We start from the raw sequence: 17442 nt of genomic DNA on the forward strand, positions 1-17442 counted from the left end.
TAAAGTTCCCTTCCATGCTGCCAAGGGTGCCCGCCTACATCGTGGCCCCTTAGAATCGAATCGATCCTTGAAGATGAATGGATACATCTGATGAGCCACGATTTTCCCCACCAGTTGATTATTTTCGGCCCACCGGGAACCAGCAAGAGTTACAAGGCCCGGCATGAGAAGACGCCGATGCTCGGCATTCGCCCGGACGAGGTCATCCCTGTGACGTTCCACGCCGAGTTTGGTTACGGCGATTTCGTCTCCCGCCTGTTGCCACTGTCCGAGGGCAACAAGGTCCATTACCAAGTGCATGCCGGCCCCTTCATCCGCGCATTGGCACTTGCCCTTCACCGTTCAGAGCATGGCACGGCCGATTCGCCGCCTCGCAACGTTGTCCTGCTCATTGACGAAATCAACCGCGGCAACTGTGCGGAAATCTTCGGCGACATTTTCCAGCTGCTGGACCGGGACGATGACGGACAATCCAGCTATTCCGTCTGTGCCTCGAAACTGACGGTGCAGGCGCTGATCAACGAGATCCGCGAACTTGAAGCTCGCGATGACAGAGACTCCTCCACGCTGATCGGTCGTATCGAAGATGAGCGCATGCTGAGGCTTCCGGCGAATCTCTACCTGATCGGGACCATGAACACTGGCGACGAATCGATCTTCTTCATGGACTCTGCATTCAAGCGCCGCTGGAATTTCCAGTTCAGTCCAGCCGAGTTCAATGCAGTTCCCGCTGCGCAGGCCAATGCAACGATCGAAGGCCACCCATCGGTTACCTGGAAGATGCTGGTGGATGCTCTCAATGCGATGATCGTCGAGAAATGCACCTCTCCGAATCTCGACGACAAACTGATCGGCCCCTGGTTCATCAAGGCGCGGGCCATCGCTGCAACAACACCACCCGCGACGCTGGAACAGACGCACGCTGCATCGATTGCCGAACTGCGCAAGCTTGCCCCAGGGGCTGCGGAGTACATGCAGGGCGCGGACTACAGCCAGAGGTTCGACGATGCATTCTGCAAGCTCCGGAAATCCTGCAATGCCGAGACCTTGAAGGCAATCGACACACTCTCGGGCTTTGACGAGTCCGCCAAGCGCAAATTGAAGACTATTGCCTTTGCCATCAGTGGCTCATCCCCCTACTACAAGTCAAAGATAAACTTCCAGAAGACCAAGGACGGGATGCTCATTGAGGATTTCGTCGAAGCGCTTGCCGTGACACAGGAAGTCCATCCCATTGCCCACCATATCGCCGCCAGTGATATCGAGGGAAAGCTATTCCTCTACCTGTGGGACAACGTCTTCGAAAGGGACAAGTCCCCACTTGCAGAATGGCTGCGTATTCCCCCGGAATCACTGAGGACCTTCGGACAGTTTTCCGCCCGACGCGATGACTTCATCCGCAGCTGCACTGTTTCGGAAGATCTGCATGCAGCTGCATGACGTCAGCGTCGTCGCGGCTGGGTCCAGCGCTGTGGGCCTGTTCGTGGAAGATGGACGCACCGAGCTGCGCGTGCCGCATGGCATGCCGACCTCCACCGCGCCCCGCGACGCATTCCGTCTGCTCTACCTGGCTTTCGCCGCTTTCAGGAATGTCCAATCAGATCTCGGACATGCACCGCAGCAAGACGGCGTTGAGGCAGACACGCATGGACGTGGACTTGCAGCGGCCCCCGCTTCGTTCGTCGACGCCATTGCCATCGACTCGCTGTTCAACCATTCCAATCCACTTCGACTGCTGTCACTTCGCTCACAGATGGCGCGGCGGCAGGATGGCAATCTGAAGTACGCTGACCGCCAGCTTCACCATGCATTGTTCAACGACGACGACGCCCCCTTCTTTCCGAAGCTTCCCACCCGGCGAAGCGTATGCGAACGCGGAACCGCCGACATCGTCGGCCTGTATTTTTTTCTCGCTGACGACTTCTATCGCAACCTGCTGCAGATCGATCCCGGCATCATCTGGGGACGCTTCACCATGGATGCCGTACAGCGCGCAACGGACTTCCGCCATCGCCATCTGCGCGAGGGTGACTCGCTGCATGAAGGTGATGCCTGGGCACAGGAGCTGCTGCTGCGGCGACTCCAGCAACTCCTGAGAACGTGCTACCGGCAGGCAACGCTGCGCAGCGCGGAGTTTCTTTCGCTGCATGCAGCACTGGAACGCTACCTTCATCCCGCGCTCGCAGGTAGTGTGCAGCAGGGCCAGGTCTGGGGCATGCGGGATTTCTGGCCTGTCTGGGAATCCATGTGCCTGCATGATGCCCTGCAACAGGCGAGCGACACGCACGGCACATCCGTCGTCACCTGTGACAGTACTTATCTCCCATCCCACCCCATCGCCATCGAGCAACGGGACACCTGGGGACAGCGACAGCATTCAATGTTCGCCCATAACGGACTCTGTCGCCGTCCCGACCTGTTGCTGCAACGCGGCTCCGCGTACACCGTGGTCGATTTCAAGTACTACCCCATCGCACCCGACTGGCATCAGCGAAGCCGTCGCGACGAAGACGAGAAGGCGCCCTCCTTGAAGGAGAAAGCGCAGAAGGATCTGGACAACATTGAGTTGTATGGACTTCTGCTGCACCGTCACCTTGCTGCGGTGGAGCAGGTATCGGCAACGATCACCCTGGAGTTCTGGCTCCCCGGAGGCGAAGCGCAGCGGATTCACATCCGCAGCTCGCCTGCCTGGAACCCACCACTAGAGGTAGTGACTCTTCCTCTGCCGGACATGATCAGGCGCTACGGAGAGCGACATGCCTTCAGCATGCGCGGCAACCACGCGCATGCAGTTGCCAAAGCTGCGTGAAGACAGACTGCTCAGGTGTGGGTCAGGCTTTTCACGCGGGCTGCTCGTGCTCCGCTGGCATGGTGGACGGGCATCCCCTTGGAGCCGCCCATGCTTTCAGCCCGCGTCGCTTTGCTGTCCCTCACCTTGCTGGCACCTTCTGTCTTTGCGCAGGCTGCGCCTCTTGGCCTTCCCGCCCCGATCGCTGAAAAAGCCGGGCCGGACACCGCAGCACGCTCCGCCCTGCACGCCCAGGTGCTGCTGGATCGCGCGAATTTCTCGCCGGGCCAGATCGACGGCGAAGTCGGCAGCAACCAGCGGCGCGCGGTGTCGGGTTTCCAGGCGGCGCACGGCCTGACCGTCACCGGTGAACTGGACGACGCGACCTGGAAGGCCCTGCAGGCTGATACGGTCACCCCCCTGGCCAGCTACACGCTGACCAGCGAGGATGTCGCCGGGCCGTTCCAAGCGGTGCCGAAGGGCCCCGCCGCACAGGCCAAACTGAAATCGCTGGGCTTCAACAACGTCGAAGAGTCGCTGGGCGAACGCTTCCACGCATCCCCTGAGCTGTTGAAGCTGCTCAATCCGGGCGTGGATCTGAGCAAGGCCGGCAACCGCATCCAGGTGCCCAACATCGCACCATCGGCACTGCCGAAGGCAGCCAAGGTGGTCGTCGACAAATCCGACTCGACCCTGCAACTGCTGGATGCCCAGGGCAAGGTGATCGCGCAGGTGCCTGTCTCATCCGGCAGCCAGCATGATCCGCTGCCGATCGGCGAATGGAAGATCCTGGGCGTTTACCGCGACCCGCCATTCCACTACAACCCCAAGCTGTTCTGGGATGCGCGCAAGGGCGAAAAGAAGGCGACGCTGCCGCCGGGTCCGAACAATCCGGTCGGCCGGGTCTGGATCGACCTGTCCAAGCCACACTACGGCCTGCATGGCACGCCCGAGCCCGGGCATGTCGGCAAGACCGAGTCACATGGCTGCGTGCGCATGACCAACTGGGATGCACTGCGCGTGGCCGACGCAGTAGACACCTCGGTACCCGTGCTGATGCAGGAGTGAGCCGATGCGCCTTTCTCAGCTGATCGTACTGGGCGTGCTGCTGGGACTGGGGGCCGGCTGGTGGCTGCACCGCGATGCAGGCGAGCCGGTAGCCGCCTCGCTGCCGGAAGCACAACCGGCAGCCGCTGTGGCGCCGGCGAAGGAATCCGTCGCGCCGCTCGCCACGGCCCCTGTCCCCGCCCCAACCGCACCGTCAGCCGCGCGGGCTGCGGATGCGCCGTCCGGCCTGCTGCTGCCGGTCCAGGGCGTCGCGGCCTCGCAGCTGCGCGACACCTTCACCGATGCGCGCAGCGAAGGCCGCGTGCACGATGCCATCGACATCCTGGCCGATGCCGGTACGCCGGTACTCGCGGTGGCTGATGGCACGGTGGAAAAACTGTTCGACAGCAAACGCGGCGGCTTGACGATCTACCAGTTCGAGCCCAGCGGACGCTGGTGCTACTACTACGCGCATCTGCAGCGCTATGCCGACGGCTTGGCGGAAAAGCAGGTGATCAAACGCGGGGAGGTGATCGGCTACGTCGGCAGCACCGGCAATGCCAGCGCCGAGGCCCCGCACCTGCACTTCGAGGTGCATGTGCTGGGGCCGGAAAAACAGTGGTGGAAGGGAGAGTCGATCAATCCCTATCCCTTGCTGCATCCACGGTACGCGGGAGACTAGCTGCGACGTTGCCTCATGCCTGGAGGGCCTGTTTCCCACAGAAGTCGGGTTCAGTAATCACCAGTCTTACGTGGACTGGACAGCCCAGGATGCAGCGAAAAAAATATTCTGGCATGTTTGCACGGCTGGATAACCAGCACTATGGAGATGAAAGTCATGGACTCGCATGCCTGCCAACAAGGGCCCAAACGCCTCTCGAACTTCTGGCTTGCTCTTACCCTATTGATAGCTCCTATCTGTGCCCAGGCGCAGATCCAGACGAGTGCCAAATCTTCTTCCCCAATCATCGTTGCAGACTTCTCCAGCATGACCAATGGGTCACTGGCGGGAACCCAGATGGATGCCCCAATGTCCACATTTACCGTCAATGGCCAGCGGCTATGGATAAAGTCCGAATGGAACTACCAAGCTGGGGGAATCAAGCATTCACTTCATCAAGGCTCCCTGGATGCGCCCTATACTTCACTGAAATGGTCGAAGAACAGTTGTAACAGAGGAACAAACAACTTCTGCGTCAATGGCCCTGGCACTGCATTCACTGCATTCAAAACCAGCGACACCATCGATGTGTGGTTTGTGAACACCTATCAAGCAAACGAGCAGGGAGAAATCCTTGCGTTCGTACATGAGGAGCGCGTAGGCGGATCCGGCGGTGTGGCAGGAAACCAGGAGGGGAAGACCAGAATAGGACTCGCATGGTCCAGTAATGGTGGAGAGAGCTGGGCCTATCTGGGGCGAATACTCAGCGCCCATGGCGAGCCGCAACCGCACAACATCCAGGGACTTCCATACGTCACGCGCGATGGTTACATCTACGTCTACTTCACCGATACGTCAGGCATAGCCATCGCACGCGCGCCAATCGCCGACGTCATTGCAGAGGCACGACAGGGCAACGCAGGTGCGCAGCTGTGGAAAAAGTACTATGCAGGCGCATTCACCGAACCTGGGCTGGGTGGGAACTCAAGCAGGATTGCGCCGTGGGGCATCACGCATTCGCAAGCAACCTACAGCACCCACACGGGGAAGTACTACATGGCGTTGACGTTCATGACCTGGGGGGGCCGAAACACCAACGTTGATCTCTACGAATCGGATGATGCAATCAACTGGAGCCCCTCACTCAGCATCGCCGACGAAACCGCATCCAATTCTCACCCGGTCAGCGGCTACCAATACTGCTCGATTGCGGACGCGGCAGGGCGCACCAACGCCATTTCCGGCCAACACATATACATTTACTGCCTCAAGGACCCAGGCGTTGTGCCTCGGAACTTCGCCATCTACCGCTGGAAAGTCAATCTTGGCGTATCCACGGATACTTTTCGGCAATCGACCGACTTCTCATCATCGCAGGGGCCGTACTGGTGGTACCAGAAGGGAAGCGATGCAGGCATATTCGATCTGAACTGGATCAGTTCGTATTGGGGAAGCAGCACGGACTGGCCGCGCATCTGGCGGGATAGCATGCACCCGGCTCCGGTGGAGATTCCCGTACTGAAATGGGTCGCGCCCAAGGCGGGAACCGTGAGAATCGAAGGCACATTGCGCGACGCGGACATCACCTGCGGGGATGGGATCAACGCATCGGTCGTACACAATGGCGAGCAGATCTATTCAACGGCCATCGACAACGGAGACACTGTCGGCAAGTCATTGAACATCGTTCGGCATGTCGTGCCCGGCGACGGTATATTCTTCATGGTGGGAGCCAGAGCGAATCACTTCTGCGACAGCAGCCGTTGGGATCCATCTATTACTTACGAATAGAGTTGAGACAGGTCTTCGAGTCAATTTTCGACTCTACGTAGGACTCTACGTAGGCAGATGAATTCGGCCGACCAGCTCCACTTACTCGGTGAGCCTCCAATCTTGACATTGTCACGATTGAACACAGGTGGTGCGGCGCTGCCAGCGCCGCAACGCCAGAGTGAAGACAGCCAGCGCGGCCCCTGGAATCAGCAGGAACAGCGCCGCCATTTTCCAGAAGAAGAACGGCCACAGCCAGAGGTAATCCAGGTCGGTCAGCTTCAGCAGGTCCAGCGGTGGCTGCAGTTCGATGTCTGCCGAGTGCCCCGCCAGCGCCGGGTCCACCTCCAGCACCGTTACCCGCAACCATGAGCGGCCGCGTGGCAATGCGTCGCCGCGGCCATAGCCGTAGTAGGGCGCCATGAGGCCGCTGGACTCAACCGAAGCCAGCGCGCGATTGATGCCTTGCCCGGCCACTCCCGAACGCTCCCCTGCGCGGAAGTCTCCATGATCGGTCGGAGTTTCGATGCGCAGCAGCACCTCGGGGTCAGCCTCTGTACCGTCCGCGGCATAGCGCAGGCGCAGCCGAAGTTGATCACCGATGAGGCGATAGACGGTGAACTGGGCGGTTGCGCCAGGGCTCAGCACCAACGGCACCGTCTGCGTGCGCGAAGCCAGGCTATTGGCAGCCGCACCCAGCAGCAGTACCAGGCAGGCGATGCCCCACAGGCTCCACAGCACCCACAGGGTGACCCGTATAGCCATCGCGCCCTTCAAGCTGACGTCCTGGTCATCGCGTCGCTTTCCCGCTGGCCCTGCCCCCCAATGACGAAAAAGCCCCGCTTGGGCGGGGCTTTTCCTGTCACCTATGCCGGGCAGCCCCGGCATTACCTCAGGCGAACGGATCCTGCAGCACCATGGTGTGGTCGCGGTCCGGGCCGGTGGAGACGATGCTGATCGGGCAGCCGGCCAGCTCTTCCAGCGAACGCAGGTAGGCGCGTGCGGCCGGCGGCAGGTCGTCCCACTGGGTGATGCCGTGGGTGTTCTCGCTCCAGCCCGGGAACTCCAGGTACACCGGAGTGCATTCTTCCCAGCCCTGTGCGTCCAGCGGCGCGTACTCGGTGCGCTTGCCGTTGTATTCGTAGGCGATGCAGACCTTCAGCTTTTCCATGCCGTCCAGCACGTCCAGCTTGGTGATGCACAGGCCGCTGATGCCGTTGATAGCCACCGCACGCTTCAGCGCGACGATATCCATCCAGCCGCAACGACGCGGACGGCCGGTCGACGCACCGTACTCGGCGCCGCGGTCACGGATGCCCTGGCCGATTTCGTCGTCCAGTTCGGTCGGGAACGGGCCGCCGCCGACGCGGGTGGCGTAGGCCTTGGCGATGCCCAGCACGTAGTCGATCGAATCAGCACCGACGCCGGAACCGGCCAGCGCACCACCGACGGTGGTGTTGGAGCTGGTGACGTACGGGTAGGTGCCGTGGTCGATGTCCAGCAGCGCACCCTGCGCACCTTCGAACAGCACGCGCTTACCCTGCTTGCGCAGGTCGTGCAGGATGCCGGCCACGTCGGACTTCATCGGCTGCACGTATTCGCCGAAGGCCAGTGCTTCGTCGAAGGTCTTCTGGAAATCGACCGCATCGGTATTCAGATACTTGGTCAACACGAAGTTGTGGTAATCCAGCGCGGTGCGCAGCAGTTCTTCCAGCTGCTTGGGGTAATGCAGGTCGGCGATGCGGATGCCGCGACGTGCCACCTTGTCTTCGTAGGCCGGGCCGATGCCGCGCCCGGTGGTGCCGATCGCCTTGCCACCGGCGGCGCGCTCGCGCGCCTGGTCCAGGGCGATGTGGTACGGCATGATCAGCGGCGCGGCCGGGGAGATCTTCAGGCGCGAACGCACTTCCACGCCGGAGGCTTCCAGCTCGGCGATTTCCTTCTGCAGCGCAGCCGGCGAGATCACCACGCCGTTGCCGATCAGGCACAGCGCGTCGTCACGCAGGATGCCCGACGGGATCAGGTGCAGGACGGTCTTCTTGCCGTTGATGACCAGGGTGTGGCCGGCGTTGTGGCCGCCCTGGAAGCGCACGACGGCGCCGATTTCCTCAGTGAGCAGATCGACGATCTTGCCCTTGCCTTCATCGCCCCACTGGGCACCCAACACTACGACAGACTGACCCATGACGGGCTCCTCGATTTGTTGCGGCCATCGGGGCCGCGGACGGGTAAACCGTGGCGGGGCTGGCCAGCACCTGGAGGGCGGCTCCAAACGGGGAGCGGCCGGCGATGGAAGGCCCAGACACGGAAAAAGCCGAACGGGGAGGCCCGTCCGGCTTTTGTGCATTATCCGGGTTTCCGGGGTCCGCTGCCACCTTTCCGACGGACGGCTTCACCGGCCGGTCAGCCGCCCCGCCCGGTCGTGCCGGCCGGTCAGGCCCCGACCGGTAGTGCCGGCCGCTGGCCGGCAATCCCGGGATGCCGGCCAGCGGCCGGCACCACCCTGCTAGTGGCGCGCCCACCACAGCAGGCTCAGGCCGGCCAGCAGCACCAGCCCCCCGAAGCTGCGCAGGGCCGGGCTGGGCAGGTCCAGCAGGCGTTCGGCCATGCGCTTCCAGGCAAACGGCGCAACGAACAGGAACAGGCCTTCCAGCACCGCCACCAGGCAGACGGCGGCGAACAGATCTTTCATGGGGGAACTCCGGAAAAAGCACGGGGCCCGGCGTTTGGCCGGGCCCCGTGGGGTAATGCCCTGCGACCTCAGCGGTCGTTCTTCAGGTACTGCAGGAACGGGTCGTTCTTGTCGAGCACGATCACGCCGTTGCCGTCGGTCATGGAGCCGCGGTACGCCTCCAGGCTGCGGTAGAACGCGTAGAACGACGGATCAGCCGAACCGGCCTTGCCGTAGATGCGGGTGGCTTCCGCGTCACCTTCACCGCGCAGGCGCTGTGCATCGCGCTCGGCCTCGGCGATCAGCACGGTGCTGTCACGGTCGGCCTGGGCGCGGATGGTCAGCGACTGCTCCTCGCCTTCCGCGCGCAGCTTGGCCGCTTCCTGCTTGCGCTGGGCACGCATGCGCTCGTACACATCGTTGATGACCTGGCTGTCGGTCGGCAGGTCCACCTGCTTGATGCGCAGGTCGATCATCTGCATGCCCAGGCCCGCCACGGCCTCGTTGATCCCCTTCAACTGCTCGGCGATCAGCTCGCTGCGGTCGCCGGACACCAGCTGCTGCAAGGTGCGCGAGTTGATCTGGTTGCGCAGCGAATCGGTGATGATCGGCGCCAGGCGGGCGTTGGCCACGCGCGGGTCGCCGCCAGTGGCGCGGAAGTAGTCACCTACGTTGGAGATGTAGCCGATGGCGAAGAAGTCGACGCTGACGTCCTTCTGCTCGGCGGTGAAGTAGCGTGCCGGCGCGGTGTCGAGCACCTGGAAGCGGCGGTCGAAGACCTTCACCGTTTCCACCACCGGCACCTTGAAGTGCAGGCCCGGCTTGATGTCCGAACGCACCACCTTGCCCAGGTTCAGCACCATGGCGGTCTGGTCCTCGCGGACCACGTACACCGAGCCGAGCAGGCCCAGCACCACCGCCACGATCACGGCGATCCAGATTGGACTCTTCATCGGCTGCCCTCCTCACGGCCGCTCGGTCGCCCGGTCGGGCGGCCCACCGGCCGGCCCGGATCACGGGAAGCTTCCACCGCTGCACCCGGCAGCGACGGCATGACCACGTCCGGGTTGGCCACGGCGGCCGGAGCCGACGTGCTCGGACGGGTATCGCCGGTCATCGGCACGTAGATCAGCTGGCGTCCATCACCACCGATCACCTTGCGGTTCTCGCTCAGCACCTGCTGCACGGTCTCCAGCCACAGGCGCTTGCGGGTCACTTCCGGCGCGTCCTTGTACTGGGCCTGCAACAGGCTGAAGCGCTGCGCGTCACCCTCGGCCTTGGAAACCACGGCCTGCTTGTAGCCTTCGGCGGTGGTACGGGCGCGCGAGGCCTGGCCACGGGCCTCCGGCACGACCTTGGCGGCGTACGCCTGGGCTTCGTTGATCAGGCGCTCCTTGACCTGCTGGGCACCGTTGACCTCGTCGAAGGCCGGCTTCACTTCTTCCGGCGGACGGGCGTCCTGCAGGGTCAGGCCGGTCACGGTGAGGCCGGTCTTGAATGCCTTCAGCAGCGCCTGCAGGCGCTCCTCGGCGGCCACGGCCAGCGGGCCGCGGTTGTTCAGGACGGCATTGAGGTCGGCGCGGCCGACTTCCTCGCGTACTGCGCTCTGCGCCGACTGCTCCAGTACCTGGTTGGCATCGACGGTGCCGAACAGGTACTGCTGCGGATCGTCGATGCGGTACTGGACGTTCAGCGACACGTTGACGATGTTCTCGTCGCGGGTCAGCACCGGCACCTGGATCGAGAACGTCTTGATCTCGGTGGCGTTGACCTTGGTGACCGATTCGATCGGCCACGGCAGCTTGAAGTTCGGGCCGGGCTGCAGGATGCGCGAGAACTGGCCGAAGCGCAGCACCACGCCGCGCTGCTGTTCGCCGATCAGCTGGAAGCTGGAGAACAGCACCAGCAGCACCACGGCGGCCACCACCCAACGCACGATGCCGCCGTCGAACAGGTCCTTCAGCGGCCCGGGCAGTCCGCCCCAGCCACCACCATTGCCACCGCCGCGCGACCCGAACGGCCCGCGTCGATTGTCCTCGGGGCCTTGTCCGCCCTTGTTGCCGCCGGGTGTATTCCAGGCCATGCACGCTCCATCAAGATGTGGGCTGCGGCGCGGGCCCTTCCCGCGGCGCCAGCCGTGAAACCATCACCGATCATACAAGATGGGGCGGATCGGCAGGATCGAAAGGGGGCCGACGGGGTAAGGTGGCGTTTTCCTCGAAGTCAGGCAACGCCGATGGCCCCCACCACCCCGTTCACCGCCTTCCGCATCGAAAACGACGACGCCGGCTACCGCAGCGGCCTGGCCCAGCTCGGGATCGACGACCTCAATCCCGGGCAGGTGCTGATCCGCGCCCAGTGGTCTTCGGTCAACTACAAGGATGCCCTGGCCGGCACCGGCAAAGGGAAGATCCTGCGCCGCTTCCCGCTGGTGGGGGGGATCGATGTGGCCGGCACGGTGGTTGCCAGCACCGATCCGGACTGGCGTGAAGGCGATGCCGTGCTGGCCACCGGCTGCGGCCTCAGCGAGACCCGCGACGGCGGCTACAGCCAGTATGTGCGGCTGGAGTCGCGTGCAGTGATCGCGCAGCCGGCCGGGCTGAGCGCGCGCGAGGCGATGGTACTGGGCACCGCTGGATTCACTGCGGCGCTGGCCCTGCTGCGCATGCAGGACAACCGGCAGACCCCGGCGCTTGGTCCGCTGGCGGTCACCGGCGCCAGCGGCGGTGTCGGTGCGCTGGCCCTGTCGATCTTCAGCCGTGCCGGTTACACGGTGCATGCGGTCAGCGGCAAACCGGACCAGGCCGACTTCCTGCGCAGCATCGGCGCCACCGAGGTACTGCCGCGCGAAGCGCTGGCCGATACCGCTGCGCTGCAATCGGCGCGCTTCGGCGGGGGCCTGGACAATGCGGGCGGTGCGATGCTGGCCGGCCTGCTGGCGCAGACGGTGCCCTATGGCAGCGTGGTCAGTGCGGGCCTGGCGGCCAGCCCGGCGCTGGACATGACGGTGATGCCGTTCATCCTGCGCGGCGTATCGCTGCTGGGCGTGTCCTCGGCCAATGCACCGCGCAACCTGCGCGAGGACGTGTGGGCACGGCTGGGAGACGAGTGGAAACCGCAGCACCTGGACCGCATCTGCACCGCCGAGGTGGGCCTGGATGGCCTGCCGGCGGTGTTCGAGCGGATGCTGTCCGGTGGTTCGCTGGGGCGCACCGTAGTGCGGATCGACTGAACGTCGCAGGCAGGCGACGGACGGCAATCGCGCCCCTCCCGCCGGTAAGGTGCCCGCACTACACTGCGGGCATTACATGGGGAACAACATGGCACGCATTCTGATCGTCGACGACTCACCGTCGCAGCTGTTGGGGATACAGCGCATCGTCGAGAAGCTCGGGCACCAGATCCTGACCGCCACCGATGGCGCCGCAGGGGTCGAAACCGCCAAGGCCGAACTGCCCGACCTGGTCCTGATGGACGTGGTGATGCCCAACCTCAATGGTTTCCAGGCCACCCGCACCCTCGCCCGCGACGAGGCGACCCGGCATATCCCGGTGATCCTGGTGACCACCAAGGACCAGGACACCGATCGCATGTGGGGCATGCGCCAGGGCGCCAAGGCCTACATCACCAAGCCGTTCTCGGAAGACGAGCTGTCCGAGGTGCTGGAGCGCGTGTTCGCCGGGCAGGGCTGAACGCGCGGTGGTGCCGGCCGCTGGCCGGCAACCACGCATCACCGTCCAGGGCAATGAAGTTGCCGGCCAGCGGCCGGCACTACCTTCAAATGGCCTCGCCGAAGGCCTTGGCCAGATTGCGGTAGGCCTTCTTCTGCGCCTCGTCGGTCGCCGCCGGCGCCACGATCTCGATTTCGACGATCTGGTCGCCCTCCGGGTTGCCCGGCAGGCCACGCCCGCGCAGGCGCAGCTTGCGGCCGGCATCCGAATCGGCCGGGATCTTCAGTTCCACCGCGCCGCCCAGGGTCGGCACGCTGATGCTGGTGCCCAGCGCGGCCTGCCACGGCGTGAGCGGCAGCGTATAGAGGATGTTGCGGCCATCGACTTCGAACTGCGGGTGCGCGGCGTACTCCACCTCCAGCAGAAGGTTGCCGCCATGGTTGCCCTGCCCGGCCAGGCGGATCACCTGGCCCGGGCGGATGCCCTTGGGCACGCGAACGTCCAGCTGCTTGCCGTTGACGGTGATGCGCAGGCTGTCGCCGTTGTAGGCCGCTTCCAGCGGCACCGACAGCTTGGCGCGGGTGTCGCGGTTGGGCGCGTGGCCCTGGCTGCTGAAGCCCGGGCCCGGGCCGGCACCGCCGCGCTGGCGCGCGAACAGGCTTTCGAAGAAGTCGCTGAAGCCGCCGTTGGCGCCACCGCCACCGAACACTTCCTCGAAATTGAAGCCTCCGGCACCGCCGTAGTTCGGCGGCACGTTGAACTCCTCGCCCGGGCGATAGCCCTGTGCGCGCAGCTGGTCGTAGGCGGCGCGCTTTTCCGGATCGCGCAGTGCCTCATAGGCTTCGTTGACCGCCTTGAACTTGTCCTCGGCCCCGGCCTCCTTGCTGACGTCCGGGTGGTACTTGCGTGCCAGCCGGCGGTAGGCGGTCTTGATCTCCGCCTCGCCCGCGCTCGGTTCCACCCCCAGGGTGGCGTAGTAATCCTTGAATTCCATCCAGCTACCTCGATTCGCTTCGGCCGCGCCGGTGGCGCCGCCCCGGGTTCATTCTACGCGCCGGCGATGCTACGCCGCCCCTCGTGCGGCCCCGGTGAGGCCGACTGATCCTGCGCAATGCCGCTGCCCTGCCGATGCACCACGCTAGGGCTGGAAGCCCCCGCCACGAGGCCTGAAGATGGGGCCTGCACACCGGGTTTCCAATGTCTTGACGCCCCTGTCCCATCCGGCCCACTAGCCTGCCCCCAGCAAGGAGTTCACCATGACCATCCATGTCGGCGACCGCATTCCGGAAGTGACCCTCAAGCGCATCCGCGAGGGCATCGAAACGCTTGATACGCATTCGCTGTTCGACGCCCGCAAGGTCGTGCTGTTTGCGGTGCCCGGCGCGTTCACGCCCACCTGCTCGGCCCGCCACCTGCCCGGCTACGTCGAAAAATTCGATGCCTTCCGCCAGCGCGGCATCGATGTCTACTGCATGGCGGTCAACGACCCGTTCGTGATGAAAGCCTGGGCAGCCGACCAGAAGGTGCCCGACGGCCTGCTGATGCTGTCCGACGGCAATGCCGAGCTGACCCGCGCATTGGGCCTGGAGCTCGATGCCAGCGCCTCGGGCATGGGCATCCGCGCGCGGCGCTTCGCGCTGTACGTGGTCGATGGCGTGGTGCGCGCCGCCTGGATCGAACAGCCCGGCCAGTTCGAGGTGTCGTCCGCCGAATACGTACTTGAACACCTGCCCACCTGACCCCCCATTGCAAAAGGAAACGGCCAGCCATGTCCAGCAAGCCAGCCAAAGCCAGCAAGCCCGCCGCCGGGATTCCCGGCATCAGTGACCGCCAGACCCTGCGCGAGCGTGCCCGGCACAACATCGAAGACGGCGCGATCACCGACAGCTACAGCGCCGACCGCAAGGTCGTGATCAAGCTGCTCAACGATGCCCTGGCCACCGAGTACGTGTGCGTGCTGCGCTACTACCGGCACTATTTCATGGCCAAGGGCATGCTGGCCGACGCGGTCAAGGCCGAGTTCCTGGAGCATGCGCAGCAGGAGCAGGCGCACGCCGGCAAGCTGGCCGAGCGCATCGTGCAGCTTGGCGGCGAGCCGGACTTCAACCCGGACACGCTGACCGCGCGCTCGCACGCCGAGTACAAGGAAGGCAGCGACCTGCGCGACATGGTGCGCGAGAACCTGGTCGCCGAGCGGATCGCCATCGACAGCTACCGCGAGATGATCAACTTCATCGGCGACCGCGATACCACCACCAAGCGCATCCTTGAAGAGATCCTGGCGCAGGAGGAAGAACACGCCGACGAGTTCGCCGACCTGCTGGAAGGGTGGATCGGGGAATAGCGGCGCGGCGCTCCCTGTAGAGCCGAGCCCATGCCCGGCTGCACAATGGCGTGGCCGGCCCCGACCAGGGCCGGCACCTACCGGAGGACGTTGAACCTGACCTGCGTCCACGCGCCGTCGGCCGCCAGCGCGGTCAGGGTATGTGCGCCCGGCTCGGCGAACTCGCGCTGCATCAACTGCGCGCCGTGGGTCTGCGCGATCCAGCGGCCATCCAGCAACCAGTCCACGGCCTGCTCGCTGCCCAGCGCGCGCAGCTGCAGGCGCACACCGTGTTCGGCATTCGGCGCGCGCGCCAGCGTCGCGCCATCATTGAGCCCGTCCACGTGCAGTGCCACGCTGGCCTCGCGGCCGTCGTCGCGGCAGTCCGGTGACAGCGCTGGCAGCTGTGACGCCTCGCGCGTGGCCCTGGACAACCACGGCGAGAGCAGCGCCGGCCAGCGTGCAATCTCGCGCGCCACTTCCTCATGCGGAAGACGGCAGTCAGCGGACACGCGCAGGCCGGTCCGCGCATCGGCCAGGTAGCGCTGCCGGCCCGGTTGCCACCGCCGCGCCTCGCGCTCGGGGAAGGTCGGCGGTGCTGCGCCTTCCAGCAGATAGGCCGACATCCGCCGCTGGCAGAGTGCCGCCGGCAGGCCCTCGGCACGTTCGCCGGTGGGCCAGCAGACATCCTCCTGGCTGACGCTGGCCGGCATCGGCGCGGCCGCCGAGTCACCCCGCTGGCGCGGCAGGCTGTCCACCACTTCGAACATCAGCGGCAGCGCGGTGACCGCGCCGTACTGGCCCGGCAAGGGTGTGCCGTCCGGCCGGCCCACCCACACGCCCACGGTGTAGTGGCGGGTACTGCCGATCGCCCACGCATCGCGATAGCCATAGCTGGTACCGGTCTTCCAGGCCACGCGCGGGCGGCCTCCAACATCGAACGTCCCTGCGCTGTATCCCGGGCGCGGGTTCGATTCCAGCATCTCGCGCACGATCCAGCTGGCACCCGGCGAGGCCAGGCGCCGCTCGATCATCGGCTCGTCGTCGGTGTAACGCACGCGGCCGGCAATGCCGTTGCGGTTGAGCGCGGCGAACGCGCCGACCAGGTCTTCCAGGCGTGCGCCGGTTCCGCCCAGGATCAGCGACAGATTGGGCGTACTGCCTGGCGGGAAGCGCAGCTGGATGCCCGCGTGCGACAGGCGTGCGGCGAAGCGCGCGGCGCCGACCCGCTGCAGCAGGTCAACCGAGGGCACGTTCAGTGACAACCGCAACGCGCTGGACGCGCCGATCGGCCCATTGAAGGCCATGTCGAAGTTGCCGGGGCGATAGCTGCCGAAACTCTGCGGCGCGTCGACCAGCAGGCTTTCCGAATGGATCAGGCCATCGTCCAGCGCCATGGCATACAGGAACGGCTTGAGCGTCGAGCCCGGCGACCGCCAGGCCTGCACCATGTCCACGTGGCCCAGCCGCTGGCGGTCACCGAACGCCAGCGTGCCGACATAGGCACGCGCCTGCAGGGTCTGGTTGTCGACCACCAGCAGGGCCGCCGAGGTACGCTCTGGCAGCGTCGAGAAATAGCTGGCCACGCGCTCTTCCAGCGTGCGCTGCAAGCCGACGTCGATGCTGCTCTGGATGCGTGCCTGGCCTGGATGGGCCGAGTGCATGCGCTGTGCCAGCAACGCGGCATGCAGCGGCGGCCGCAGCGAGCGTGCGACCACGTTCTCGATGCGCGCATCTTCCACGTCTTCCGCCGTCCACGCGCCCAGTTCGGCCATGCGGGACAGCACCTTGTCGCGCGCCTTCTGCGCTGCTTCCGGATGGCGGTCCGGGCGCAGCCGGCTCGGCGCCTGCGGCAGCACTGCCAGCAACGCGGCCTCGGCATGTGACAGCTGCGCCGCCGGCTTGCCCAGGTAGGCCCAGCTGGCGGCCTCCACACCCTCGATGGTGCCGCCGTAGGGCGCGCGCTCCAGATACAGGGCCAGGATCTGCGGCTTGCTCAGGTGCACTTCCAGCTGCATCGCGCGCAGCATCTGCTTGAGCTTGCCCCACGGCGTGCGTGAGTGCGGGTCGAGGATGCGTGCCACCTGCATGGTCAGGGTCGAGCCACCGGAAACGATGCGGCCCCCACGCAGCAGCTGGCCGCCGGCACGCACGATCGCCACCGGGTTGATGCCCGGATGGCGCCAGAACCAGCGGTCTTCGTAGGTCAGCAACGCCTGCAGGTACAGCGGCGAAACGCTGTCGATCGAGGCCGGATAGCGCCACACGCCCTCGGCATCGGCGAATGCACGCAGTGGCGTGCCGTCGGCAGCCACCACCAGGGTGCTGGTATCGCGCTGTTTCGGCAGCGGCGGTGGGAAGGCGAAATCCAGCACCAGCAGCAGCGCCAGCGTGGCGGCCGTGCCCCAGCGCAGCCATGGCCACAGCGGCCGCAACCGGCGGCGCAGCGCCGCCAGCCGGGTCGTCATCGTGTTCTTCATTGCAGGTTGCCAGCAGGACGGGCCGCGCCGC

At 65.0% G+C, this 17442-nt stretch carries 16 protein-coding genes; 9 read left to right on the plus strand and 7 right to left on the minus strand.

Annotated elements, in window-relative coordinates; translation table 11 throughout:
- Positions 1-90: 90 nt before the first annotated feature.
- From NSQ78_RS16225 to NSQ78_RS16245, 5 genes are all read left to right on the plus strand, one after another.
- Positions 91-1440, plus strand: a complete 1350-nt coding sequence (locus tag NSQ78_RS16225) for an AAA family ATPase (protein ID WP_064239001.1) — start codon at positions 91-93, stop codon at positions 1438-1440.
- Positions 1427-2809 carry a hypothetical protein gene (locus tag NSQ78_RS16230; protein ID WP_064239002.1) on the plus strand — a complete coding sequence of 461 codons (1383 nt, stop codon included), beginning with the start codon at positions 1427-1429 and terminating at the stop codon, positions 2807-2809. The genes NSQ78_RS16225 and NSQ78_RS16230 overlap by 14 nt, the downstream gene beginning before the upstream one ends.
- 90 nt (positions 2810-2899) lie before the next feature.
- Positions 2900-3856, plus strand: a complete 957-nt coding sequence (locus NSQ78_RS16235; protein WP_057493461.1) for a L,D-transpeptidase family protein — start codon at positions 2900-2902, stop codon at positions 3854-3856.
- Between the two features lie 4 nt (positions 3857-3860).
- Complete coding sequence (locus NSQ78_RS16240; RefSeq protein WP_064239003.1) at positions 3861-4517, plus strand: M23 family metallopeptidase; 657 nt, start codon at positions 3861-3863, stop codon at positions 4515-4517.
- A gap of 141 nt (positions 4518-4658) precedes the next feature.
- Positions 4659-6287, plus strand: coding sequence for a DUF4185 domain-containing protein (locus NSQ78_RS16245; RefSeq protein ID WP_149901969.1), 1629 nt, complete (start codon positions 4659-4661; stop codon positions 6285-6287).
- 111 nt (positions 6288-6398) lie between these two features.
- Here NSQ78_RS16245 and NSQ78_RS16250 read toward each other — a convergent pair whose 3' ends face one another.
- From NSQ78_RS16250 to hflK, 5 genes are all read right to left on the minus strand, one after another.
- Positions 6399-7043 (minus strand): hypothetical protein, encoded by a 645-nt coding sequence (locus NSQ78_RS16250; RefSeq protein ID WP_064239005.1) that lies wholly within the window; start codon positions 7041-7043, stop codon positions 6399-6401.
- 115 nt (positions 7044-7158) lie between these two features.
- Entirely contained in the window at positions 7159-8451 is a 1293-nt protein-coding gene (locus NSQ78_RS16255) for an adenylosuccinate synthase (protein WP_049468806.1), read from the minus strand.
- Between the two features lie 321 nt (positions 8452-8772).
- Positions 8773-8958 (minus strand): DUF2065 family protein, encoded by a 186-nt coding sequence (locus NSQ78_RS16260; RefSeq protein WP_005410640.1) that lies wholly within the window; start codon positions 8956-8958, stop codon positions 8773-8775.
- A 68-nt stretch (positions 8959-9026) separates the two neighbouring features.
- A complete protein-coding gene (locus NSQ78_RS16265; protein WP_014648031.1) occupies positions 9027-9890 on the minus strand; it encodes a protease modulator HflC in 864 nt (287 codons plus the stop codon).
- Positions 9887-11020: an FtsH protease activity modulator HflK gene (gene hflK / locus NSQ78_RS16270; RefSeq protein ID WP_057493463.1), complete on the minus strand. Its 1134-nt coding sequence runs from the start codon at positions 11018-11020 to the stop codon at positions 9887-9889. Before hflK ends, NSQ78_RS16265 begins: the two co-directional genes overlap by 4 nt.
- Before the next feature lie 153 nt (positions 11021-11173).
- On the opposite strand from hflK, the gene NSQ78_RS16275 reads away from it, so the two are divergent.
- Both NSQ78_RS16275 and pilH read left to right on the plus strand, forming a co-directional pair.
- A complete protein-coding gene (locus tag NSQ78_RS16275) occupies positions 11174-12169 on the plus strand; it encodes a YhdH/YhfP family quinone oxidoreductase (RefSeq protein WP_053461062.1) in 996 nt (331 codons plus the stop codon).
- Positions 12170-12257: 88 nt separating this feature from the next.
- Positions 12258-12629, plus strand: a complete 372-nt coding sequence (pilH, locus tag NSQ78_RS16280) for a twitching motility response regulator PilH (RefSeq protein WP_005410644.1) — start codon at positions 12258-12260, stop codon at positions 12627-12629.
- An 85-nt stretch (positions 12630-12714) separates the two neighbouring features.
- Here pilH and NSQ78_RS16285 read toward each other — a convergent pair whose 3' ends face one another.
- Positions 12715-13602 carry a DnaJ C-terminal domain-containing protein gene (locus NSQ78_RS16285; protein WP_057493465.1) on the minus strand — a complete coding sequence of 296 codons (888 nt, stop codon included), beginning with the start codon at positions 13600-13602 and terminating at the stop codon, positions 12715-12717.
- Between the two features lie 262 nt (positions 13603-13864).
- On the opposite strand from NSQ78_RS16285, the gene NSQ78_RS16290 reads away from it, so the two are divergent.
- Positions 13865-14347, plus strand: a complete 483-nt coding sequence (locus NSQ78_RS16290; RefSeq protein WP_064239006.1) for a peroxiredoxin — start codon at positions 13865-13867, stop codon at positions 14345-14347.
- A gap of 29 nt (positions 14348-14376) precedes the next feature.
- Entirely contained in the window at positions 14377-14952 is a 576-nt protein-coding gene (locus NSQ78_RS16295; RefSeq protein ID WP_049468795.1) for a ferritin-like domain-containing protein, read from the plus strand.
- Positions 14953-15029: 77 nt separating this feature from the next.
- Here NSQ78_RS16295 and pbpC read toward each other — a convergent pair whose 3' ends face one another.
- Positions 15030-17411 (minus strand): penicillin-binding protein 1C, encoded by a 2382-nt coding sequence (pbpC, locus tag NSQ78_RS16300; protein WP_064239007.1) that lies wholly within the window; start codon positions 17409-17411, stop codon positions 15030-15032.
- Positions 17412-17442: the final 31 nt, after the last annotated feature.

Origin of the sequence: Stenotrophomonas sp. FSL W7-1447 (genome assembly GCF_037966425.1) — a bacterium.
GTDB lineage: Bacteria > Pseudomonadota > Gammaproteobacteria > Xanthomonadales > Xanthomonadaceae > Stenotrophomonas > Stenotrophomonas pavanii.